Source organism: Pantoea sp. JK, from assembly GCF_026130245.1.
Lineage (GTDB): Bacteria > Pseudomonadota > Gammaproteobacteria > Enterobacterales > Enterobacteriaceae > Pantoea > Pantoea trifolii.
Window position 1 is genome coordinate 77,928 of sequence record NZ_JAINFN010000006.1, and the last position, 20,727, is coordinate 98,654.

22 protein-coding genes are annotated in these 20,727 nt (G+C 53.7%); 15 read left to right on the plus strand and 7 right to left on the minus strand.

Features of this window, described 5'->3' with window-relative positions; all coding sequences use genetic code 11:
* The first annotated feature begins 123 nt into the window (after positions 1-123).
* The 4 genes from PanJK_RS14435 (at position 124) to PanJK_RS14450 (ending at position 3,048) form a co-directional block, all read left to right on the plus strand.
* Positions 124-492 carry a diacylglycerol kinase gene (locus tag PanJK_RS14435; protein WP_154182481.1) on the plus strand — a complete coding sequence of 123 codons (369 nt, stop codon included), beginning with the start codon at positions 124-126 and terminating at the stop codon, positions 490-492.
* A 105-nt stretch (positions 493-597) separates the two neighbouring features.
* A complete protein-coding gene (lexA, locus tag PanJK_RS14440) occupies positions 598-1,212 on the plus strand; it encodes a transcriptional repressor LexA (protein ID WP_256698146.1) in 615 nt (204 codons plus the stop codon).
* A 136-nt stretch (positions 1,213-1,348) separates the two neighbouring features.
* On the plus strand, positions 1,349-2,671 hold the full coding sequence (gene dinF / locus PanJK_RS14445) for an MATE family efflux transporter DinF (RefSeq protein ID WP_265300640.1): 1,323 nt from the start codon (positions 1,349-1,351) through the stop codon (positions 2,669-2,671).
* A 164-nt stretch (positions 2,672-2,835) separates the two neighbouring features.
* Positions 2,836-3,048 carry a CsbD family protein gene (locus PanJK_RS14450; RefSeq protein WP_008109944.1) on the plus strand — a complete coding sequence of 71 codons (213 nt, stop codon included), beginning with the start codon at positions 2,836-2,838 and terminating at the stop codon, positions 3,046-3,048.
* A 74-nt stretch (positions 3,049-3,122) separates the two neighbouring features.
* Here PanJK_RS14450 and zur read toward each other — a convergent pair whose 3' ends face one another.
* Positions 3,123-3,641, minus strand: a complete 519-nt coding sequence (zur, locus tag PanJK_RS14455; RefSeq protein ID WP_265300643.1) for a zinc uptake transcriptional repressor Zur — start codon at positions 3,639-3,641, stop codon at positions 3,123-3,125.
* Between the two features lie 451 nt (positions 3,642-4,092).
* On the opposite strand from zur, the gene traF reads away from it, so the two are divergent.
* The 3 genes from traF to pspG all read left to right on the plus strand — a co-directional run bounded on the left by traF (position 4,093) and on the right by pspG (position 6,929).
* The gene (gene traF / locus PanJK_RS14460) at positions 4,093-5,343 is read left to right on the plus strand and encodes a conjugal transfer protein TraF (protein WP_265300646.1); all 1,251 of its coding nucleotides are present in this window, start codon (positions 4,093-4,095) and stop codon (positions 5,341-5,343) included.
* A gap of 97 nt (positions 5,344-5,440) precedes the next feature.
* Entirely contained in the window at positions 5,441-6,439 is a 999-nt protein-coding gene (gene dusA / locus PanJK_RS14465; RefSeq protein WP_008109947.1) for a tRNA dihydrouridine(20/20a) synthase DusA, read from the plus strand.
* Between the two features lie 223 nt (positions 6,440-6,662).
* Positions 6,663-6,929 (plus strand): envelope stress response protein PspG, encoded by a 267-nt coding sequence (gene pspG, locus PanJK_RS14470; protein WP_008109948.1) that lies wholly within the window; start codon positions 6,663-6,665, stop codon positions 6,927-6,929.
* A gap of 194 nt (positions 6,930-7,123) precedes the next feature.
* Here the strand turns inward: pspG and PanJK_RS14475 are convergent, their stop codons facing one another.
* Positions 7,124-8,107 carry a quinone oxidoreductase gene (locus PanJK_RS14475; protein ID WP_265300649.1) on the minus strand — a complete coding sequence of 328 codons (984 nt, stop codon included), beginning with the start codon at positions 8,105-8,107 and terminating at the stop codon, positions 7,124-7,126.
* A gap of 73 nt (positions 8,108-8,180) precedes the next feature.
* On the opposite strand from PanJK_RS14475, the gene dnaB reads away from it, so the two are divergent.
* The 6 genes from dnaB to PanJK_RS14505 all read left to right on the plus strand — a co-directional run bounded on the left by dnaB (position 8,181) and on the right by PanJK_RS14505 (position 13,250).
* Positions 8,181-9,587: a replicative DNA helicase gene (gene dnaB / locus PanJK_RS14480; RefSeq protein WP_176970070.1), complete on the plus strand. Its 1,407-nt coding sequence runs from the start codon at positions 8,181-8,183 to the stop codon at positions 9,585-9,587.
* Positions 9,588-9,715: 128 nt separating this feature from the next.
* Positions 9,716-10,207: an Lrp/AsnC family transcriptional regulator gene (locus PanJK_RS14485; RefSeq protein ID WP_097095220.1), complete on the plus strand. Its 492-nt coding sequence runs from the start codon at positions 9,716-9,718 to the stop codon at positions 10,205-10,207.
* Positions 10,208-10,435: 228 nt separating this feature from the next.
* Positions 10,436-11,050, plus strand: coding sequence for a YitT family protein (locus PanJK_RS14490; RefSeq protein WP_008109953.1), 615 nt, complete (start codon positions 10,436-10,438; stop codon positions 11,048-11,050).
* Positions 11,051-11,098: 48 nt separating this feature from the next.
* Positions 11,099-12,292 carry an amino acid aminotransferase gene (locus PanJK_RS14495; RefSeq protein ID WP_256698154.1) on the plus strand — a complete coding sequence of 398 codons (1,194 nt, stop codon included), beginning with the start codon at positions 11,099-11,101 and terminating at the stop codon, positions 12,290-12,292.
* A gap of 187 nt (positions 12,293-12,479) precedes the next feature.
* Positions 12,480-12,896: a secondary thiamine-phosphate synthase enzyme YjbQ gene (locus PanJK_RS14500; protein ID WP_061718371.1), complete on the plus strand. Its 417-nt coding sequence runs from the start codon at positions 12,480-12,482 to the stop codon at positions 12,894-12,896.
* A gap of 3 nt (positions 12,897-12,899) precedes the next feature.
* Positions 12,900-13,250 (plus strand): MmcQ/YjbR family DNA-binding protein, encoded by a 351-nt coding sequence (locus PanJK_RS14505; protein ID WP_265300658.1) that lies wholly within the window; start codon positions 12,900-12,902, stop codon positions 13,248-13,250.
* A gap of 6 nt (positions 13,251-13,256) precedes the next feature.
* Here the strand turns inward: PanJK_RS14505 and PanJK_RS14510 are convergent, their stop codons facing one another.
* Entirely contained in the window at positions 13,257-14,321 is a 1,065-nt protein-coding gene (locus tag PanJK_RS14510; RefSeq protein WP_265300660.1) for an NAD(P)-dependent alcohol dehydrogenase, read from the minus strand.
* Between the two features lie 211 nt (positions 14,322-14,532).
* Complete coding sequence (gene uvrA / locus PanJK_RS14515; protein ID WP_265300662.1) at positions 14,533-17,361, minus strand: excinuclease ABC subunit UvrA; 2,829 nt, start codon at positions 17,359-17,361, stop codon at positions 14,533-14,535.
* A gap of 222 nt (positions 17,362-17,583) precedes the next feature.
* Between uvrA and ssb1 the strand changes: the two genes are divergently transcribed.
* Positions 17,584-18,138, plus strand: coding sequence for a single-stranded DNA-binding protein SSB1 (gene ssb1 / locus PanJK_RS14520; protein ID WP_008109965.1), 555 nt, complete (start codon positions 17,584-17,586; stop codon positions 18,136-18,138).
* Positions 18,139-18,209: 71 nt separating this feature from the next.
* Here ssb1 and PanJK_RS14525 read toward each other — a convergent pair whose 3' ends face one another.
* The 3 genes from PanJK_RS14525 to PanJK_RS14535 form a co-directional block, all read right to left on the minus strand.
* Positions 18,210-18,671 (minus strand): RES family NAD+ phosphorylase, encoded by a 462-nt coding sequence (locus PanJK_RS14525; protein WP_256698156.1) that lies wholly within the window; start codon positions 18,669-18,671, stop codon positions 18,210-18,212.
* Complete coding sequence (locus tag PanJK_RS14530) at positions 18,668-19,111, minus strand: antitoxin Xre-like helix-turn-helix domain-containing protein (RefSeq protein ID WP_101763056.1); 444 nt, start codon at positions 19,109-19,111, stop codon at positions 18,668-18,670. Before PanJK_RS14530 ends, PanJK_RS14525 begins: the two co-directional genes overlap by 4 nt.
* 72 nt (positions 19,112-19,183) lie before the next feature.
* The gene (locus tag PanJK_RS14535) at positions 19,184-19,711 is read right to left on the minus strand and encodes an isochorismatase family protein (protein WP_265300666.1); all 528 of its coding nucleotides are present in this window, start codon (positions 19,709-19,711) and stop codon (positions 19,184-19,186) included.
* Between the two features lie 123 nt (positions 19,712-19,834).
* Here PanJK_RS14535 and PanJK_RS14540 point away from each other — a divergent pair, with 123 nt between their 5' ends.
* The gene (locus PanJK_RS14540) at positions 19,835-20,665 is read left to right on the plus strand and encodes an AraC family transcriptional regulator (RefSeq protein WP_256698160.1); all 831 of its coding nucleotides are present in this window, start codon (positions 19,835-19,837) and stop codon (positions 20,663-20,665) included.
* Positions 20,666-20,727 lie beyond the last annotated feature (62 nt).

The following is a 20,727-nucleotide window of genomic DNA, read 5'->3' on the forward strand; positions in this document are numbered from 1 at the left end:
AACTTTAAGCCTCTTGTTAGCAAAGCGCGGCAAGCATACCAGAAAGCGCAGCGAAGGTCTGTGGCTCTGCCGCCTCAAACTGCCCACACATTGACGTCAAAATAGTTCAAGGGTTCCATAGACATGGCAAATAACGTCACCGGTTTAGTAAGAATAGTGAAAGCAGCCGGTTATTCCTGGCAGGGCCTGCGTGCCGCATGGCAGCATGAAGCTGCATTTCGGCAGGAAGCCGTTGCCGCGCTGGTGGCCATTCTCGTGGCGTGCTGGCTGGATGTAGATACCCTCTCCCGCATCTTGATGATTGGCTCGGTGGTGCTGGTTATCATCGTTGAGATCCTTAATAGCGCTATCGAGGCGGTGGTCGACCGCATCGGGCAGGAACAACATCCGCTCGCGGGCCGCGCCAAAGATATGGGATCGGCCGCCGTATTGCTGACTATCTTACTGGCTCTGTTCGTCTGGATCGCGCTGCTCTGGACGCATTTGAGATAGGGATTCCAGATTCATCAAACCGCTGATTTTTCCCTCTGTTACGGTTTTCATTTCGCGAATACCTGTATATACTCACAGCGACTGTATAAACAACCAGGGGGCGGGATGAAAGCGTTAACTGCACGGCAGCAACAGGTCTATGACCTGATTCGCGACCATATTAACCAGACGGGCATGCCGCCAACGCGTGCGGAAATTGCTGCGCAACTGGGTTTTCGCTCGCCCAATGCTGCTGAAGAGCATCTGAAAGCGCTGGCGCGTAAAGGCGTAATTGAAATTGTTTCCGGCGCATCGCGCGGGATTCGTTTACTAATGGAAGAAGAACCAAGCGAAGGGTTGCCGCTGATTGGTCGCGTCGCTGCCGGTGAACCCTTGCTGGCGCAGGAACATATTGAAGCCCACTATCAGGTGGATGCGAATCTGTTCAAACCGAGTGCCGATTTCCTGCTGCGCGTGAGCGGCATGTCGATGAAAGATATCGGCATTATGGATGGCGATCTGTTAGCCGTGCATAAAACGCAGGAAGTGCGTAACGGCCAGGTTGTCGTGGCGCGCATTGATGATGAAGTCACCGTGAAACGCTGGAAAAAGCAGGGCGCGATTGTCCATCTGCTGCCGGAAAACACCGATTTCCAGCCGATTGTCGTTGATACCCGTGAGCAGTCGCTAACCATTGAAGGTTTAGCTGTCGGGATTGTACGCAACGGCGAGTGGCTCTGATCAGTTTCTGATCCTCCCCAACTGCGGCGGTGCGAATTTGCGCTGACCGCAGTCTGCTGTTTTACTTCTCTGTGACTCTTTCTGCGGCTCACGCTGGCGCCATTACGCTGATTACCGCACACAACGGAATGGGCTGATGCAGCTGTTTTCCTCTTCAGATAAAACACTCTGGCGGCTAGCGCTGCCGATGATCCTGTCAAATATCACCGTCCCGTTACTGGGCGTGGTGGATACCGCCGTTATTGGTCATCTCGATAGCCCGATTTACCTCGGTGGCGTCGCCGTGGGCACAACAGCGACCAGCTTCATCTTTATGCTTCTGCTATTCCTGCGCATGAGCACCACCGGATTGACCGCTCAGGCATTTGGCGCCAATGACAAAACCGCGCTGGCGCGCGCCTTAACGCAACCGCTGCTGATTGCCCTGGTTTTTGGCGTGCTGTTTATGGTGCTGCGAACGCCGGTAAGCAGCCTGGCGGCAGCCTTGATGGGCGGCAGCCCGGAAGTGCAGCAGCAGGCGCAAATATTTATTGAGATTCGCTGGCTGAGTGCGCCCGCAACCTTAGCCAATTTGGTGATTCTTGGCTGGCTGCTAGGCGTGCAGTATGCGCGCGCACCGATGGTGCTGCTGATCATCGGCAATCTGGTGAATATCCTGCTTGATCTGCTGTTCGTACTCAAACTGCATTGGGGTGTGGCTGGCGCGGCGGCGGCCACCGCGCTGGCAGAATATGTCACGCTGGGCGTGGGTTTGTGGATGGTTGCGCGCGTGCTGAACATGCGCGGTATCCATTTTACTCTGCTTAAAAGCAGTTGGCGTGGCGATGCGGCGCGGCTATTCCGCCTCAATCGCGACATCATGCTGCGTTCTTTGATGCTGCAAATTTGCTTCGCGTCACTCACCATCCTTGGCGCGCGGATTGGCCCGGATGTGGTGGCGGTCAATGCGGTGCTGTTGATGTTTCTCACTTTTACCGCATACGCGCTGGATGGTTTTGCCTATGCGGTTGAAGCCTGTTCGGGTGAAGCGGTTGGGGCCAAAGATCGCAGTCGGCTGTTGCTAATTTGGCATGCGGCTTGTCGTCAGGCTTGCTTCGTTGCAGCAATCTTTGCGCTGATTTATGCGTTCACCGGTCCGCAGATTGTGGCGATGCTGACGTCACTGGAAGCGCTACGCGAGATGGCCGATCGCTATCTGATTTGGCAAGTGATTCTGCCGCTGATTGGCGTCTGGTGTTATTTGCTGGATGGCATGTTTATCGGCGCGACGCGCGGTCGTGAGATGCGCAACAGCATGGTGATAGCGGCAATCGGCTACGGTCTAGCGCTGCTCACATTGCCATGGCTCGGTAATCACGGTTTATGGCTGGCAGTGACGGTGTTCCTGGCGTTACGCGGACTGACGCTGTGGCTGATTTGGCGCGGTCACTGGCTGCGCAATAGCTGGTTCAACGCCTGAATAAGCGAAGCGTAAGCTACAGATTAATCTGTATTTCTCTGCAAACTGCGAAGCGGCTACTACAATTACCTTATACGGCGCACATGAGTAGCGCGTTGTCTGGGTATATTGCCAGCTAAGCAGGCAATATATCTATCTCACTCAGGATGTAGTGGAGGATTATTATGAACAAAGACGAAGCGAGTGGAAACTGGAAGCAGTTTAAAGGTAAGTTTAAAGAAAAGTGGGGCAAGCTTACCGATGACGATATGACGGTGATCGAAGGTAAACGCGATCAGCTGGTCGGTAAAATCCAGGAACGCTACGGTTATGCAAAAGACCAGGCCGAACAAGAAGTTAAGGACTGGGAAAGCACCAATAAAGATTACCGCTGGTAATTGCCCCTGAGGAAGATGCTCCTACCCGCCAATCATTTAGCGTAGTGATTGGCCCGGCACAAGGACGTGCCTCTCTATTTTCTTACCCGTTTTTTTCCCTCAACCTGATGATCATGCTCGCAGCTTTCATGATGCGTGCAAGCCGCCACTTCTGCGCAGCTCTCACACAGGCCATGTGCCTCAATCACGGTATGACGCAAAGAAAATCCCGCCTGATCCGCTAACGCAGCAATGGTCTTTTCCACACCATGAGCATGTTTTTCAGTCACTGCCGCGCAACCGTCACACACCAACATCACTGAAGTATGTGCCGGCTCATCAAAATGATGACAAACCACATAGCTGTTATTCGACTCAACGCGATGAATAAATCCCTGTTCCAGCAGGAAATCCAGCGCGCGATAAATGGTGGGCGGTTTAGCTTGCGGTTCACTGACACGCAGCTGATCCAGCAAATCGTAAGCGCTTATCGAACCATTCTGCTCTGCCATCAAGCGCAGCACTTCGGCGCGCTGAGTGGTGAGGCGCACGCCGCGATCAAGGCAAAGTGATTCAGCCTGGGTAAGAAGTTGTTCTGGCGTGAGGTTTGACATAAGCATTCTCCGGGTTGCAGGTGATGTTATTTTATCACACAAATTTTTACGCTGCTGTGATTGCTTATTTTCCTTAAATTCCTGCAGAAAATTCCCACCAATCAATCGATTATCCTTCCTGTTTACCCAACAACATTGTTGCAACCATTATGTCTGAAAAATGCGTCCAGCCAGACAGCGCAACGGCTACAAGGATTTTGCTTTGCAACTCACCGGGTTAGCGTATAAGGTTCAAAAGGTCTTAAGTAATTTCTGGTATCAATTTATTCATTGTTAATTTTTCCGCATATAAACACAGCAGAATGGTGCTTACGCATCCAATTCTGCGAATAGCAGTGCTATTTCCTTTTAATTCACAGCAATGAAGCGTTAGCCAGGGTTCAGAATGGCGGCTAACTAAACTTTCAGTCGGTGAGTGATTCAGCGACATTTCAAAGGTGATGGCAGGCTCATGGCGAAGACATTATTCAGGCACAAAAAAGTAGCTTATCTTGTTGGTTTGAATGCAGTATTTCTTTCTTCCTCAGCTCTGGCAGCAGGTACATGGTATGACGCGCGTAACGATGCGATGGGCGGTACCGGCGTAGCCTCTTCCACCTGGAGTTCCGCAGTGCTGGCTAACCCAGCATTGATGACCAAAGCGCAACCTGAAGATAGCGTCAGCATCATTTTTCCTTCAGCTGGTGCACAGGTTACTGATAAAGACAAATTGATCGACCGTGTCGATGACATCACTGATACCGTTGATCGTTATCAGGACGTAATCGATAACCTGACCTTTGCCGATTACCTCAATGGTTACCCGCAGTTGAAGGCCGCAGCAGGCGATATGGCTAATCAGCTCAGCGATCTGCGCGGCAATAAAGCCAACGCAACGGCGGGCGTAGCCCTGGCCGTCACCGTTCCAAATGAAACCTTACCTTTTGCCTTTATCACTAAGGCGTACGGCACGGCGCATGTGCGCGCCAACGTAGCGGATAGCGATATTGCCTACCTGCGCGCTGTTGCCGATGGGTCAAGAATTCCTGTTCCGGGTGATGAAAATAACTTGCGCTCCAGCGCCAATGGGCTGGCGGCTTTGATCACCGATTATGGTGTGTCAGTTGCGCATGAGTTCTCGATTGCTGGCCATCCAGTTTCTGTCGGCGTGACGCCAAAGCTACAGAAAACCTGGCTGTATAACTACACCGCGAGTATCTACAACTACGACAAGAGCGACATTAACAGCAGTCGCTATCGCAGCAGCGATACCGGTTTCAACGTGGATGCTGGCGTTGCAACGGATTTCGGTGAGAACTGGACCTTCGGTGTGACTGGGCAAAACCTGATCTCGCGCGATATCGACACCAAAGAGGTGAACGGCTACCGCGATACTTACCAAATTCGTCCACTGGTTACGACCGGGCTTTCCTGGAATAGCGGGCCGTTCACGTTGGCCAGTGATGTTGATCTGACTGAAACTAAACGCTTTAAATCGGAAGACAGCAGCCAATATGCTGGCGTAGGTGCGGAGTATCGTGTGCTGGATTGGCTGGCGCTGCGTGCCGGTTATCGTGCCGATCTGAAGTCGAACGATACTGACGTGTTCACCGCCGGTTTAGGTGTGTCACCGTTCAACAATACCGTTCATCTCGATCTGGCCGGTTCTGTGGGTAAAGACAACACCGTGGGTGCGATGCTGCAGCTCGGATTTAACTTCTAATTCCCTGTCTGATAACGGGCGGCTGTGCCGCCCGTTTTGCTGTGGTATGATTGCGCAGTTTCTCATCACTTAACTTACTGCGGATTCACTGCGTTTCATGACCGATACTTTCTCCTCGCAACGTTTTTCCATCGCCCCCATGCTCGACTGGACCGATCGCCACTGTCGTTATTTCCACCGTCAGCTGAGCGGCGACACGCTGCTGTACACCGAAATGGTGACGACCGGCGCGATCATTCACGGTAAAGGCGACTATCTGGCCTACAGCGAGGAAGAGCATCCGCTGGCGCTGCAGTTGGGGGGCAGCGATCCCGCCGCACTGGCGCAGTGCGCTAAGCTGGCAGAAGAGCGTGGCTACGATGAGATCAACCTCAACGTGGGTTGTCCGTCCGATCGCGTACAGAATGGTCGTTTTGGAGCCTGCCTGATGGGCGATGCGGCGCTGGTTGCCGACTGCATTAAAGCGATGCGCGATGTGGTGAGCATTCCGGTGACGGTCAAAACCCGTATCGGGATTGATGAGCAGGACAGCTACGAATTCCTGTGTGATTTTATTGGCACCGTGGCGCAACAGGGCGGCTGCGATACTTTTATTATCCACGCGCGTAAAGCCTGGCTTTCCGGTTTAAGCCCGAAAGAGAATCGCGAGATTCCGCCGCTCGATTATCCTCGCGTTTACCAATTGAAGCGCGACTTCCCGGCGCTGACCATGGCGATTAATGGCGGCATCAAAACCCTGGAAGAAGCTAAGCTGCATCTGCAGCATATGGATGGCGTGATGATGGGGCGCGAAGCCTATCAGAATCCGGGTATTCTGGCGCAGGTTGATCGCGAACTGTTTGGCCGCGATACGCCGCGCGTCGATCCGGTGGCGGTGGTGCGCTCAATGTATCCGTACATTGAAGCTGAATTATCCAAGGGCATGTATCTCGGCCATGTTACACGTCATATGCTTGGCCTGTTCCAGGGCATTCCCGGTGCGCGCCAGTGGCGTCGCTATTTAAGTGAAAACGCCCACAAACCCGGTGCCGATGTGCGTGTGCTGGAAGCGGCGTTAGCGCTGGTAGCGGATAAGATCCCGCAGGAAGTGATGTAATCATCGTCAGGCAAGCCGGAGCGTTCCGGCTTTTATAGGGTGTGCATTCATGCGCACCTGAAAGCCAATAGGATGGTTTTTTCTGCGCCACAAATTAGTTTTTTTCATCACTCTTTCAAGATTTTACTCATCAATCTTTCTTAAAATTCAAGTAGTTAGCTATTATTATAAGTTGGCACGCATATTGTAATGTTCCTGATGTTATTTACACAGGAGAGCCTTCGTGGAAATTCTATTTGTTATCGGCTTTTTTCTGATGCTGCTGTTCACCGGCGTTTCGCTGCTGGGCGTCATCGCGGCATTGGTGGTGGCGACCGCTTTGATGTTCTTTGGCGGATTGCTGGCAATTGTTATCAAAGTGTTGCCATGGTTGGTGCTGGCAGTGGCTGTTGTATGGCTTTATCGCGCATTTACCACGCCTTCAGGTGAGGCTAAATTGCGCAGGCTGAAAAGAAAAATCAGCGACTTAGATAGAAGGGATTGGCGCTAATTGCGGTGACGATCACAGACTCGGAAATTGCTTAGCATAATTCCGCATTTAAACATATTTTTTACTTATGTTTTCTGTCAGGATGATTGGCGTTGTTTAAAACGAATTCATCGCCGCTGTCCCTACACCAGCGCGAACTATAAAAAAGAAAGAAAAAGGGGCTTCCTACGGGAAGCCCCATTTGCATTTAGCGATCAGGGAATCAGCAGGCTGGAACCCTGAGTCGCGCGACTCTCTAGCACCTGATGCGCGCGCACTGCGTCACGCAAGGCAAATTTCTGCTGCTCTGGCACGTTAAGCTGAATTGCCCGGCTGGCGATCAATGAGAACAATTCATTGCTGGCGGCATCCAGTTCTTCACGATTGGTGATGTAGCCGAACAGCGAAGGGCGGGTAACGAACAGTGAGCCTTTCTTATTGAGAATGCCAAGATCCACGCCGGTTACCGGACCCGATGCATTACCAAAGCTGACCATTAATCCGTGGCGACGCAGGCTATCCAGCGAAGGTTCCCAGGTATCTTTCCCCACCGAGTCATACACTACGGCCACTTTCTCGCCGTTGGTCAATTCGCTGACGCGCTTCGCGATATCCTCTTCGCGATAGTTAATTGTCGCCCAGGCACCGGCATCTTTGGCAATCTTTGCTTTCTCTGCGGAACCTACCGTGCCAATCAGATGTGCGCCGAGCGCTTTGGCCCATTGGCAGGCGATCAAACCCACGCCACCGGCTGCGGCATGGAACAGGAAGATTTCATCGGCTTTCACTTTATAGGTTTGGCGCAGCAGATACTGCACGGTTAACCCTTTAAGGAAAGAAGCCGCGCCTTGCTCAAATGAGATGCTGTCCGGCAAGATCACCAGGCGATCTTCCGCCACATTGTGCACTTCGCTATACGCACCGAGCGCGGCCTGGCAATAGACCACGCGATCGCCCGCTTTAAAACGCGTCACCGCCGATCCGACACGCTTCACCACACCGGCTGCTTCGGTGCCCAAGCCGGAAGGGAAGCTGCTTTGCGGATACAAGCCGCTGCGCACATAGGTATCAATGTAGTTAATGCCAATCGCCTTGTTTTCCACCTGCACTTCGTGCTCGGCGGGATCGGCCAGTTCGAAATCGACCCATTGCAGCACATCTGGGCCGCCGTGTTGGTTGAACTGAATACGCTTTGCCATTCTGACTCCTGTGATTGTTCATCCTGGGACGTTATACTTGCGCGTCCCTTTCACGATCGGTAATGCATTCACTATGGCAGGAAATAAACCCACCAACAAATCGAACGAACCCCGCGATCGGCAGCTGGAAGGCGTGAAAATGCCGCCGCATTCCATAGAAGCGGAGCAATCGGTGCTCGGTGGGTTGATGCTGGATAACCAGCGCTGGGACAACGTTTCGGAGCGTGTTGTCGCCAGTGATTTTTTCAACCGCTCGCACCGCATGATTTTCACGGAAATGCAGCGTTTGCTGGAAGCGGGCCAGCCGATCGACTTGATTACACTCTCTGAATCGCTGGAAACGCTGGGCGAGTTAGAAATGGCCGGCGGTTTCGCCTATCTGGCCGAGCTGGCAAAAAATACGCCAAGTGCGGCGAACATCGGTGCTTATGCGGATATCGTGCGTGAACGTGCGGTGGTGCGTGAGATGATCTCGGTGGCGAACCAAATCGCCGATGCCGGTTACGATCCGCAAGGACGCAGCAGTGAAGATCTGCTCGACTTCGCTGAATCCAACGTTTTCAAAATTGCTGAACAGCGCGCCAATAAAGATCAGGGCCCGCAGAACATCGAGCAGATCCTCGAAGCCACGGTTTCGCGTATTGAGTCGTTGGTCTCAACGCCGCACGATGGCGTCACCGGCGTCGATACCGGCTATCAGGATTTGAACAAAAAAACCGCCGGTTTGCAGGGCTCGGATCTGATTATCGTGGCGGCGCGTCCTTCGATGGGTAAAACCACCTTCGCCATGAATTTGTGCGAAAACGCCGCGATGTTGCAGGACAAGCCGGTGCTGATTTTCAGTCTGGAGATGCCCAGCGAACAGCTGATGATGCGTATGCTGGCATCACTGTCGCGTGTGGATCAGACGCGTATTCGTACCGGTCAGCTGGAAGATGAAGATTGGGCGCGTATTTCCGCCACCATGGGGATTTTGCTCGAGAAGAAGAACATGTTTATCGATGACTCTTCTGGCCTGACGCCAACCGAAGTGCGCTCACGCGCGCGCCGTATTTTCCGCGAAAACGGCGGGTTGAGCCTGATCATGATCGACTACCTGCAGCTGATGCGCGTGCCTGCACTGTCGGATAACCGTACGCTGGAGATCGCTGAAATCTCGCGCTCGCTCAAAGCGCTGGCGAAAGAGCTGAATGTGCCGGTGGTGGCGCTGTCGCAGCTGAACCGCTCACTGGAACAACGCGCGGATAAGCGTCCAGTGAACTCGGATCTGCGTGAATCAGGCTCGATCGAGCAGGATGCCGACTTGATCATGTTCATCTACCGTGACGAGGTGTATCACGAAAACAGCGATCTTAAAGGCATCGCCGAGATCATCCTCGGTAAGCAGCGTAACGGCCCGATCGGTACGGTGCGTTTGACCTTTAATGGCCAATGGTCGCGCTTTGATAACTACGCTGGCCCGCAATACGACGACGAATAACCCTTTCAACCCGGATGCATGCACGTTTTGTGCATGCATTTCACGTCATCAGAAAATAGTGTTGGACAACCCCGGCTTCAATCAGGTTATCTGTAGCAAAGCGCCCCTTATTACGCTGTGGAAACAGAATGACTCAGGTAGACGATCACGACCTTAAGATATTGACATTATTACAATCTAACGGACGCCTCACCAACCAGGAACTCAGTGATTTAGTCGGACTTTCGGCATCGCAATGTTCACGCCGCCGCATCAATCTTGAGCAGGCCAATCTCATTCTCGGCTATCACGCGCGGCTCTCGCCCGACGCGGTGGGCCTTGGCATGGTGGGATTGATTGAAGTGCGATTGAAAAACCATACACCGGATTATGAAGAGAGTTTCCATCGCATGGTGGAAGAAGAAGCCGCCATCGTCGATGCCTTTAAAACCACTGGCGATGCCGACTATCTGCTGAAAGTAGCGGTGGCCGATCTGGCGTCATTGAGCGCACTAATCAGCCAGTTAGTGGCTGGTCATCAAAGCGTGGCGCACGTGAAAACGTCCGTGGTATTGAGCCGTTTAAAAGAGAACGGTTTGATGATAATCCCGCAGCACAAAACGCGCCAAAAAAGTGCGTAATGTGCTAATCTGGTGCAATTATTGCCTTAATAATGCAAAAAACGCGCACCAGAAAACAGACTTGTGCATGGGTTGATGGTTTGAGTCTCAATTGATGCACAAAAACCTGCAATAAAGCGCCTTAGTTATCAATTGGATAATCGCTGGCACCCATCGGCGGCGCGCATACGTCGCCGATGTGGTGCGTTTTTTGCATTTGAACCGCATCATTTGCAATGAGATTAACCCATGGATAACGTTGTTCAACCCACCAAAGTTCCCCATTCGCTGATTGAAGATGCGCTGGCGATCGTCCTCGGCACGCTGATGGTCTCTTTCGGCGTCATCATGCTGAAACAGGCTGGCGCACTGACCGGCAGTTCGGCGGGTATTGCCTTCTTAATCAGCTATTTGTCGCCGCTCTCTTTTGGTAGCGCCTTCTTCCTGATCAACCTGCCATTTTACTGGCTGGCCGTGCGACGCATGGGCTGGGAATTTACCCTGAAAACCTTCTGCGCGGTTGGCCTGGTGTCGCTGTTTACCCATTTGCATCCGCTGTTTGTGCATTTTTCTGCGCTAAATCCGTTTTATGCGACACTGTTCGGTAACGTGGTGATGGGCATTGGGTTTATAGTGTTGTTCCGTCATAAAGCCAGCCTCGGTGGCATCAATATTTTGGCGCTCTGGCTGCAGGACCGCATCGGTCTGCGTGCCGGAAAACTGCAAATGGCGGTTGATACCTGCGTGGTATTAGCGTCACTGTTTGTGGTGTCGTTACCGATGCTGTTTGCTTCCATCGCGGGCGCGGTGATCCTCAATCTCATCATCGCAATGAATCATCGTCCCGGCCGTTACATGGTTTGATGACGCATCTTTACCTCTTATTTCTGACCAATCATGGAGATCTGCACCGTGTTTCAAAACGTTGATGCCTATGCCGGCGATCCGATTCTGTCGTTGATGGAAACCTTCAAACAAGATCCGCGCGATAACAAAGTAAACCTGAGCATCGGTCTCTATTACAACGAAGCGGGCATCATTCCTCAGCTGCAGGCAGTTGCCGCAGCAGAAGAGCGCCTGCAGGCGCAGCCGCATCAGGCATCGCTGTATCTGCCGATGGAAGGTCTGAACGCTTACCGCAACGCCATTGCACCGCTGCTGTTCGGTAAAGAACATCCGATGCTGCACGCGGGCCGTATTGCCTCCATCCAGACCTTAGGTGGCTCAGGTGCGCTGAAAGTCGGTGCTGATTTCCTTAAGCGTTACTTCCCAGCGTCAAACGTGTGGGTGAGCGATCCAACGTGGGAAAACCATATCGCGATCTTTAACGGTGCGGGCTTCGAAGTAGAGACTTATCCGTGGTACGACGCAGAAACCAACGGCGTGAAGTTTGATGCGTTCATCGCCAAACTGAAAACCTTGCCGAAACAATCCATCGTGCTGCTGCATCCGTGCTGCCATAACCCAACCGGCGCCGATCTGACTAATGCGCAGTGGGATGAAACCACCGACGTGCTGAAAGCGCAGGAGCTGATTCCGTTCCTCGATATCGCTTATCAGGGCTTTGGTGCGGGCATGGAAGCGGATGCTTATGCCATTCGCGCCATTGCGGCTGCCGGCTTGCCAGCGCTGGTGAGCAACTCGTTCTCCAAGATCTTCTCGCTGTACGGCGAGCGCGTTGGCGGCTTGTCCATTGTCTGCGACAGCGCGGAAGAATCCGCTCGTGTGTTGGGCCAGCTGAAAGCGACCGTACGTCGCAACTACTCCAGCCCGCCAAACTTTGGTGCGCAGGTGGTTTCATGCGTGCTGAACGACGAAGCGCTGCTGAATAACTGGCTGGCAGAAGTGGAAGCGATGCGTCTGCGCATTATCGAAATGCGCCAGGCGCTGGTGAATGTGTTGAGCACCAAGCTGCCAGGTCAAAACTTCGATTACCTGCTGAAGCAGCGCGGTATGTTCAGCTACACCGGCCTGAGCGCGCAGCAGGTTGATCGCCTGCGTGATGAGTTCGGCGTCTACCTGATTGCCAGCGGCCGTATGTGCGTTGCCGGCCTGAACAGCCGTAACGTCAACCAGGTTGCTGAGGCATTTGCTGCGGTAATGTGAGTCAACACCCAGTCAACACAGAGCCACCACGCTGACATCATCCAGTATCAAAACCATGGCCGCTAAGCTGAGCGACTAACCTTCAGGCGGCAGAGTTCACGCTCTGCCGCTTTTTCCTCTCTTCAGGGTTTACCTTTCGCCGACATGCTGCACACTTAAACGGTGTGATTACTTTTAGGATTCTGGCATGTGGCATCAACAAACGCTTACGCTTGGCGCCAAAGCGCGCGGCTTTCATCTGATTACCGACGAGATTGTCGGCCAGCTTCACGGCTTATCCGATGTGCGCGTCGGCCAATTGCATCTCCTGCTGCAACACACATCGGCGTCGTTAACGCTGAATGAGAATTGCGATCCCACGGTGCGCAGCGATATGGAGCAGCATTTTTTACGCCATGTTCCGGAAAGTGCGCCTTATCAGCACGACTACGAAGGGGCCGACGACATGCCCGCACACATCAAATCGTCGCTACTCGGCGTTTCGCTCCTGATTCCGGTCAACCGTGGTCGCCTGATGTTAGGCACATGGCAGGGAATCTGGTTGGGTGAACATCGGGTGCAGGGCGGTGCGCGGCGTATCGTGGCGACCTTACAAGGGGAATAAAACATGAACACATCGGATTTACTGACGTACTGCATGAGCAAGCCGGGCGCGGAGCAAAGCTTTAAAGAGTGCTGGCAGGCGACGCAGATTAAAAGTGAAGGCGTGCTGTTTGCCATGCTTTATGAGGTCAAAGGGCGTCCGGCTTTGTCGCTGAAGGCGACACCTGCGCTGGCGGAATTATTACGTGAGGAGCATAACGATGTGTTTCCCAGCGAGCACTTAAACAAGTCGCACTGGAGCACGTTGTGGCTGGATGGTTCGCTGAAGGATTCGCAGATTTACTATCTGGTGGATGCTTCCTGGCAACAGGCTGACGCCACGCGTGAAGCGGGCGTCAACCATGATGAACACTGAGGCGAATTAAGCCGCAGATTCTTCGCGCAGGGTATTGATATCAATCACGAAGCGGTATTTCACGTCGCTTTTCAGCATACGTTCGTAGGCTTCGTTGATTTGATTCATCGCGATCAGTTCGATATCTGAAGTGATACCGTGCTCGCCGCAGAAATCCAGCATCTCCTGGGTTTCCGCGATGCCGCCAATCAGTGAACCGGCGATGCTGCGACGTTTGAAGATCAGGTTGAAGACCTGCGGTGCCGGGTGATCGTGCTCCGGCGCGCCGACCAGCGTCATGTTGCCATCACGCTTCAGCAGGACGATGAACGGGTTGAGATCGTGCTGCGCCGCCACGGTATTCAGGATGAAGTCAAAGCTGTTGGTGTGCGCGGCCATTTGATCGGCATCTTTCGAGATCACCACTTCATCCGCGCCCAGGCGTTTACCATCTTCAATTTTTGACGGTGACGTGGTGAACAGCACCACATGTGCGCCCATCGCATGAGCCAGTTTCACGCCCATGTGACCGAGGCCGCCCAAACCGACAATACCGACTTTTTTACCCGGACCGACATTCCAGTGACGCAGCGGCGAGTAGGTAGTGATACCGGCACACAGCAGCGGCGCAACGCCTGCCAGATCGAGATTTTCGGGTACGCGCAGCACGAAGCTTTCATCTACCACCATGCTGGTGGAGTAACCGCCGTAGGTGATGGCTTTGGTTTCACGGTCTTCACCGTTATAAGTGCCAACGAAGCCATTTTCGCAATACTGCTCCAGCCCTTCCTGACAGCTTGGACAGCTGCGGCAGGAATCAACCATACAACCCACGCCGACCAAATCACCCACTTTGTAATTGTGAGTGTGCGCGCCAACGGCAGTGACGCGACCCACGATTTCATGGCCCGGCACCACAGGGAAAATGGTGTTGCGCCATTCGTTGCGCGCGGTATGCAGGTCAGAGTGGCAGACGCCGCAGTACAACACTTCAATCTGCACATCATGAGCGCGCAGTTCGCGTGGCTTAAAGTCGAACGGAGCGAGTTTTGCTTTCGCGTCCTGTGCGGCATAGGCATGCGTAATATTCATGGTGTCTCCAGTAGGATGTGTCGTGATTTTTATGCGGGATCCCGTCAGGGATAAAAGGCGCGTGAGTCACGCCAAAAGGAACGCTGTAAGGATAGTCAGCAGGATGGAATGCGTATATGCCTGAAGTTGTCTGATTCTTGCCTGTTCCTGCATTTCGTTGTGGAATTCGACAGATAAAAATCAGGCCCGCAATGGCGGGCCTGGGAGAAAATTACTTCTTCAACATTGGCTTAAGGAAACGCGCCGTGTGTGATTTTTCACACTCCGCCACCGTTTCTGGCGTGCCGGACACCAGGATTTCACCGCCGCCGCTACCACCTTCTGGGCCGAGATCGACAATCCAGTCCGCGGTTTTAACCACGTCGAGGTTGTGCTCAATCACCACGATGGTGTTGCCCTGATCGCGCAGCTGATGCAGCACTTCCAGCAGTTGCTGAATATCCGCAAAGTGCAGGCCGGTGGTCGGCTCATCAAGGATATAGAGCGTCTGGCCGGTGCCGCGTTTGGACAGCTCTCGCGCCAGCTTAACGCGCTGCGCTTCACCGCCCGAGAGCGTGGTCGCCGACTGGCCGAGGCGGATGTACGACAGGCCAACATCGATCAGCGTTTGCAGCTTACGCGCCAGCGCCGGCACCGCATCAAAGAACTCGCGCGCTTCTTCGATGGTCATATCCAGTACTTCGTGGATGCTCTTGCCTTTGTATTTGATCTCCAGCGTTTCGCGGTTATAGCGTTTGCCTTTGCACTGGTCGCACGGCACGTAGATGTCCGGCAGAAAGTGCATCTCTACCTTGATCACGCCATCGCCCTGACAAGCTTCGCAGCGTCCGCCGCGCACGTTGAAGCTGAAGCGGCCCGGATTGTAGCCGCGTGAGCGCGCTTCCGGTACCCCGGCGAACAGCTCACGTACCGGCGTGAAAATGCCGGTATAGGTCGCGGGATTCGATCGTGGCGTACGGCCAATTGGGCTCTGATCGATATCGATCACTTTATCGAAATGCTCGAGACCCGCGATCTCACGATACGGCGCGGCTTCGATGGTGGTAGCGCCATTGAGCTGGCGCTGCGCAATCGGGAACAGCGTATCGTTGATCAGCGTTGATTTACCGGAGCCGGACACGCCAGTGATGCAGGTAAACAAGCCGACCGGAATCGTCAGCGTGACATCTTTGAGGTTGTTACCGCGCGCACCGGTGAGTTTCAGCACTTTAGCGGGATCGCCTTTGACGCGCTGTTTAGGGATGGCAATCTCACGTTTGCCGCTGAGGAACTGGCCGGTCAGGGAATTTTCATTCGCCATGATCGCGTGCACATCGCCTTCCGCAACCACCTGACCACCGTGCACGCCGGCGCCCGGACCGATATCGATCACGTGGTCAGCGGCACGAATCGCATCCTCATCGTGCTCCACCACAATCACGGTATTACCGAGATCGCGCAGGTGAATCAGCGTACCGAGCAGGCGCTCGTTGTCACGCTGATGCAAGCCGATAGACGGTTCATCCAGCACGTACATCACGCCGACCAAACCGGCACCAATTTGGCTGGCCAGACGAATACGCTGCGCTTCACCGCCGGACAGCGTTTCCGCCGAGCGTGACATCGACAGGTAATTCAGGCCGACGTTCACCAGGAAGCTCAGGCGATCGCCAATCTCCTTAAGGATTTTTTCCGCGATCTGCGCACGCTGGCCGCTCAGCTTCATGTTGGCGAAGAAATCCATCGCATGACCGATGCTCATTTCTGAGATGGTTGGCAGGTTGGTGTCTTCGACAAAAACATGGCGTGCTTCACGACGCAGGCGCGTGCCTTCGCAGCTGGCGCAGGCGCGGTTGCTGATAAATTTCGCCAGCTCTTCGCGTACCGCGTTGGATTCCGTCTCTTTATAACGGCGCTCCATGTTGTGCAGCACGCCTTCAAACGGATGGCGGCGCACCGAGGTGTCACCGCGATCGTTGATGTATTTGAATTCGATATTCTCTTTGCCGGAACCGTACAGAATCACATGGCGCGCGTTGTCGCTCAGGCTGTTGAACGGGGCTTCGACATCGAATTGCAGATGCTCAGCCAGCGAGCGCAGCATCTGGAAGTAGTAGAAGTTACGGCGATCCCAGCCGCGAATGGCGCCGCCCGCCAGCGACAGCTCGGGATTTTGCACCACACGATCGGGATCGAAATATTGCTGCACGCCCAGGCCATCACAGGTCGGGCAGGCACCGGCCGGATTGTTGAACGAGAACAGGCGCGGTTCGAGTTCACGCATGCTGTAGCCACAAATCGGGCAGGCAAAGTTGGCCGAGAACAGCATCTCTTCGGCGCTGGTATCATCCATATCGGCGACGATCGCCGTACCACCGCTCAGTTCCAGCGTGGTCTCGAAGGATTCGGCCAGACGCGTTGCCAGATCGTCGCGCACGCGGAAGCGGTCAATCACCACTTCAATGGTGTGTTTCTTCTGCAACTCCAGCTTCGGCGGATCCGACAGATCGCACACTTCGCCATCAATACGCGCACGGATGTAGCCTTGCGCGGCGAGGTTTTCCAGCGTTTTGGTGTGTTCGCCTTTGCGATCTTTCACCACTGGCGCCAGCAGCATAAGACGACGGCCTTCTTCCTGCGACAGCACCTGATCGACCATCTGGCTCACGGTTTGCGCCGCCAGTGGAACGTCGTGGTCCGGACAGCGCGGCTCACCCACGCGTGCAAACAGCAGGCGCAGATAGTCATGAATTTCAGTAATGGTGCCGACGGTGGAACGCGGGTTATGCGAAGTCGATTTCTGCTCAATGGAGATGGCGGGCGAAAGACCTTCAATATGGTCAACGTCCGGTTTCTCCATTAATGAAAGAAACTGGCGCGCATAGGCCGAAAGCGACTCAACATAGCGACGCTGGCCTTCGGCATACAGCGTATCAAACGCCAGCGAAGACTTACCGGAACCTGACAGACCGGTGACCACAATGAGCTTATCGCGAGGGATGATCAGGTTGATGTTCTTCAAATTATGGGTGCGAGCACCGCGGACTTCGATCTTATCCATTCACCTTTCCCGGATTGAACAACACTCGCCATGCCTTGCCAGCACGACCAGCAGAAACGGTCCATTATGGCACAAAAAATAAACTGAATAAATATCCAGTGTTTTTGCTATTCTGTCCGCCGATAAATTTTGGAATCCCGCTCTAAAGTGGGCACACGCCAATGTGACGTGATACAATTTTTCGCTTAGACTTTTAGCATCAACTCATCGGGAGACAGCAACATGGCCAGTCGTGGCGTAAACAAAGTGATTCTAGTCGGGAATCTGGGTCAGGATCCGGAAGTGCGCTACATGCCAAATGGTGGCGCGGTAGCCAACATTACGCTGGCCACGTCAGAAAGCTGGCGCGATAAGACAACCGGTGAAAACAAAGAGATCACTGAATGGCACCGCGTTGTGCTGTTCGGCAAGCTGGCAGAAGTGGCTGGCGAATACCTGCGTAAAGGTTCTCAGGTTTACATCGAAGGTCAGCTGCGCACCCGCAAATGGACCGATCAGGCCGGCCAGGAAAAATACACCACTGAAGTGGTAGTTAACGTTGGCGGCACCATGCAGATGCTGGGCGGACGTCAGCAGGGCGCGAACGCAGGTGGCGCACCTTCGGGCGGCCAGGGCGGCGGCAATAACAACGGTTGGGGCCAGCCACAGCAGCCACAACAGCAGCCGCAGGGCGGTGGCAACCAGTTCAGCGGCGGTGCACAACAGCGTCCACAGCAGCAGAGCGCACCAGCCAACAACGAACCGCCAATGGATTTTGACGACGATATTCCGTTCTAAAAATACATTACGTAGTATTTGTTAAGAGCCCCGTAATGCGGGGCTTTTTGTTATTCAAAAGAGGATGTTTTTTATTTTATCAATCGTTTATCGAATGCAAACGGTAACTTATTTACGCTCGACAGATAACTCTCAAATACTGGATGCTCCGGGTTCAATATCGCATTATTTTCCATCGGAATAATGCTTGAAGGAATGATCAGTGCTGCACCTTCTCTCGATTGCAGCCAACCTGTGCCCAAATCCATAGTTGAAACTGGAGCCGGATCCTGGCGCCAGTCAGCAGGCAAAAAGTCTTCTGAAATGTAGGAGACTTCATCGTCAGGAATCTCGATGCTGAATAAAGTGTACTCATCCAAAATCGACTCGTTCGAAACGTGCACCAGCACTTCAAGCGCGGCAAGTGAAACCGAGGTCGCGACATAAATGGTTGGGTGGCCTTTGTGATTCCAGCGGCCACCATACTGTTTCGCACCGTTGCCGGTCCAGGCTTCAGAAGCGTATAGCGTTTTGGTTAGCCGATAGAAAATCACGAGAAGACACCATGCTCCAAACGGCCAATCAAATCGAGCACATCCAGTGCGCCGCTTTCAGTGGCTAGCAAGGTAATAGGTGCAATGTTGCCTAATCCTTTGACCGGCCGGCTTAACCATTGCGTAGCATCTTCTTTATTACCACCAAACAATTGAACGGCTGCATCCATCACTCGGACGAAGCGGGCTATGCGTTCGCTCTCATCGGGTGACAAGCTTTTACCTGCGCTTTTACGGCGGGCAATATTTCGCTCATTGATGCCAGTGACCTTCATAATTTCGGCTCTACTCATTGCCGACCAATGACGAATGTCATCAATCACCGCGACCGGCAAGCCCGCCTCAAGCATGCGAGTTAGCTCCAATCCGCGTGGGGGTAAGCCAGCAAAGCGCCAAAGTGCATTGTCATGTGATTTGCCATCAGGAATGTAGGCTCTCATAAGATTCTCCAAGTCTGACAAATGTCATACTCTATTATTGACACTTGTCAGAAGTTTTCAATAGCAGAACCTTTAATGCGGTCGCCATTCCCGCAATAACGCTTCCGTCTCACGCACCCGCACCGGATTGTCCGGCATAATCAAATCGGCCCACACTTCGTTGTGCTGATTGATCTGCTGCTGCGCGGAAACATACGTGCGGTCGGCGGTGGTATGCGCATCGGCGGCGACGGTGATGTGATAGCCGAGGCTGGCGCCGACTTTGATGGTGGTATCGACACAGTAATCGGTCGCGCAGCCGCAAATGACGAAGCTTTTAATGTCGAGTTGGTCGAGTTGAGCGGCGAGATCGGTTTGCCAGAAGCTATCGCAAGCGGTCTTATTAATGAAGATGGCGTTGGCTTGCTGCTGCAGCTCGGGCACAATCGCCCAACCAACTGAATCAACTTCTAAACCTGGCCCAACGTGCTGGATGAAGATCACCTGATCGGCCGCAGCGGTTAACTGATTGATTCGCTCACAGCGTCCGGCGCGATCAAAACGCGGCGTTGCCAGCACGCCATTTTGCATATCCACCACAACTACGACTCGATTCGCCATTTCACTCTCCTAAGTTTGAAGCCTCAGTGTGGATTGCCGACGCGTAGAGGTAAAGCAATTCACCTTTGCATTTCTCGCCACTGCCGCGCATGCTTATAAGCGCTTTTATTCCGGAGGTGTGTTGTGAAGGTGGTTCCTGAAATCTTTCCTTGTGAGCAAGATCGTGCGCAGTTTCAGCATTTCGCTGAGCTGCCGGGCATCGAGCTGTATCAGGCGCACATCTCCCGCTACGCTTTTGAACCGCATACCCATGAAGCCTTTGGCATCGGTACGATTGAGTCCGGCGCCCAGCGTTTTCGCTATCGCGGCGCCAATTACACCGCGCCACAGCATTCGTTAGTGATGATGAATCCCGATGAACTGCACACCGGTGAATCTGCCTGCGACGAAGGCTGGCGCTATCGCATGATCTATATCGATCCGCGTGAGATGGATCGTCTGACCGGCGACCGTGATTGGTGGTTCACCGATGCGCTGCGCACCGATGCGCGACTGGCGCAGCCGTTTTCGCAACTGCTGGCGCAGATGTGGCAGGCGGAAACCACACTGGAGCGCGAAAGCAATTTGCTTGAACTGCTGGAGTTAATGCGTCCGCTGGCGCGTCAGGGACAGCAACGACCTGCCGAAGGTGCACATCGCTTTGATGCGGTAAGAGACTATTTGCGTGAAAACCTCGCCGAACCGGTACGGCTTGAAGAACTCGCTGCGCTGGCATCCCTGTCGCCGTGGCATTTCCTGCGCAGTTTCAAACAGCACTTCCACGTTACGCCGCATCAAATGCTGATGGCTTTTCGTCTGTTCGCCGCGAAGCAGCAGCTGGCGCGCGGCGACAGTGCGGCAACCGTCGCGGCATCGGTCGGACTTACCGATCAGGCACATCTCACCCGCGCTTTCGCGCATCGCTACGGCATCACGCCGGGCCGCTATCAAAAACAAGTGTTCCCTTCACGCTAACCGCAATCTGCTACAAGCCTTTCGCCTCCGCCTGCGTCACACTGCAGCGGAATGCCTATAAA

Excerpts from the sequence above, each read along its gene's own strand:
- PanJK_RS14435 (WP_154182481.1), top strand. The coding sequence starts at position 124 with ATGGCAAATAACGTCACCGGTTTAGTAAGAATAGTGAAAGCAGCCGGT.
- lexA (WP_256698146.1), top strand. The coding sequence starts at position 598 with ATGAAAGCGTTAACTGCACGGCAGCAACAGGTCTATGACCTGATTCGC.
- dinF (WP_265300640.1), top strand. The coding sequence starts at position 1,349 with ATGCAGCTGTTTTCCTCTTCAGATAAAACACTCTGGCGGCTAGCGCTG.
- PanJK_RS14450 (WP_008109944.1), top strand. The coding sequence starts at position 2,836 with ATGAACAAAGACGAAGCGAGTGGAAACTGGAAGCAGTTTAAAGGTAAG.
- zur (WP_265300643.1), bottom strand. The coding sequence starts at position 3,641 with ATGTCAAACCTCACGCCAGAACAACTTCTTACCCAGGCTGAATCACTT.
- traF (WP_265300646.1), top strand. The coding sequence starts at position 4,093 with ATGGCGAAGACATTATTCAGGCACAAAAAAGTAGCTTATCTTGTTGGT.
- dusA (WP_008109947.1), top strand. The coding sequence starts at position 5,441 with ATGACCGATACTTTCTCCTCGCAACGTTTTTCCATCGCCCCCATGCTC.
- PanJK_RS14475 (WP_265300649.1), bottom strand. The coding sequence starts at position 8,107 with ATGGCAAAGCGTATTCAGTTCAACCAACACGGCGGCCCAGATGTGCTG.
- dnaB (WP_176970070.1), top strand. The coding sequence starts at position 8,181 with ATGGCAGGAAATAAACCCACCAACAAATCGAACGAACCCCGCGATCGG.
- PanJK_RS14485 (WP_097095220.1), top strand. The coding sequence starts at position 9,716 with ATGACTCAGGTAGACGATCACGACCTTAAGATATTGACATTATTACAA.
- PanJK_RS14490 (WP_008109953.1), top strand. The coding sequence starts at position 10,436 with ATGGATAACGTTGTTCAACCCACCAAAGTTCCCCATTCGCTGATTGAA.
- PanJK_RS14500 (WP_061718371.1), top strand. The coding sequence starts at position 12,480 with ATGTGGCATCAACAAACGCTTACGCTTGGCGCCAAAGCGCGCGGCTTT.
- PanJK_RS14505 (WP_265300658.1), top strand. The coding sequence starts at position 12,900 with ATGAACACATCGGATTTACTGACGTACTGCATGAGCAAGCCGGGCGCG.
- PanJK_RS14510 (WP_265300660.1), bottom strand. The coding sequence starts at position 14,321 with ATGAATATTACGCATGCCTATGCCGCACAGGACGCGAAAGCAAAACTC.
- uvrA (WP_265300662.1), bottom strand. The coding sequence starts at position 17,361 with ATGGATAAGATCGAAGTCCGCGGTGCTCGCACCCATAATTTGAAGAAC.
- ssb1 (WP_008109965.1), top strand. The coding sequence starts at position 17,584 with ATGGCCAGTCGTGGCGTAAACAAAGTGATTCTAGTCGGGAATCTGGGT.
- PanJK_RS14530 (WP_101763056.1), bottom strand. The coding sequence starts at position 19,111 with ATGAGAGCCTACATTCCTGATGGCAAATCACATGACAATGCACTTTGG.
- PanJK_RS14535 (WP_265300666.1), bottom strand. The coding sequence starts at position 19,711 with ATGGCGAATCGAGTCGTAGTTGTGGTGGATATGCAAAATGGCGTGCTG.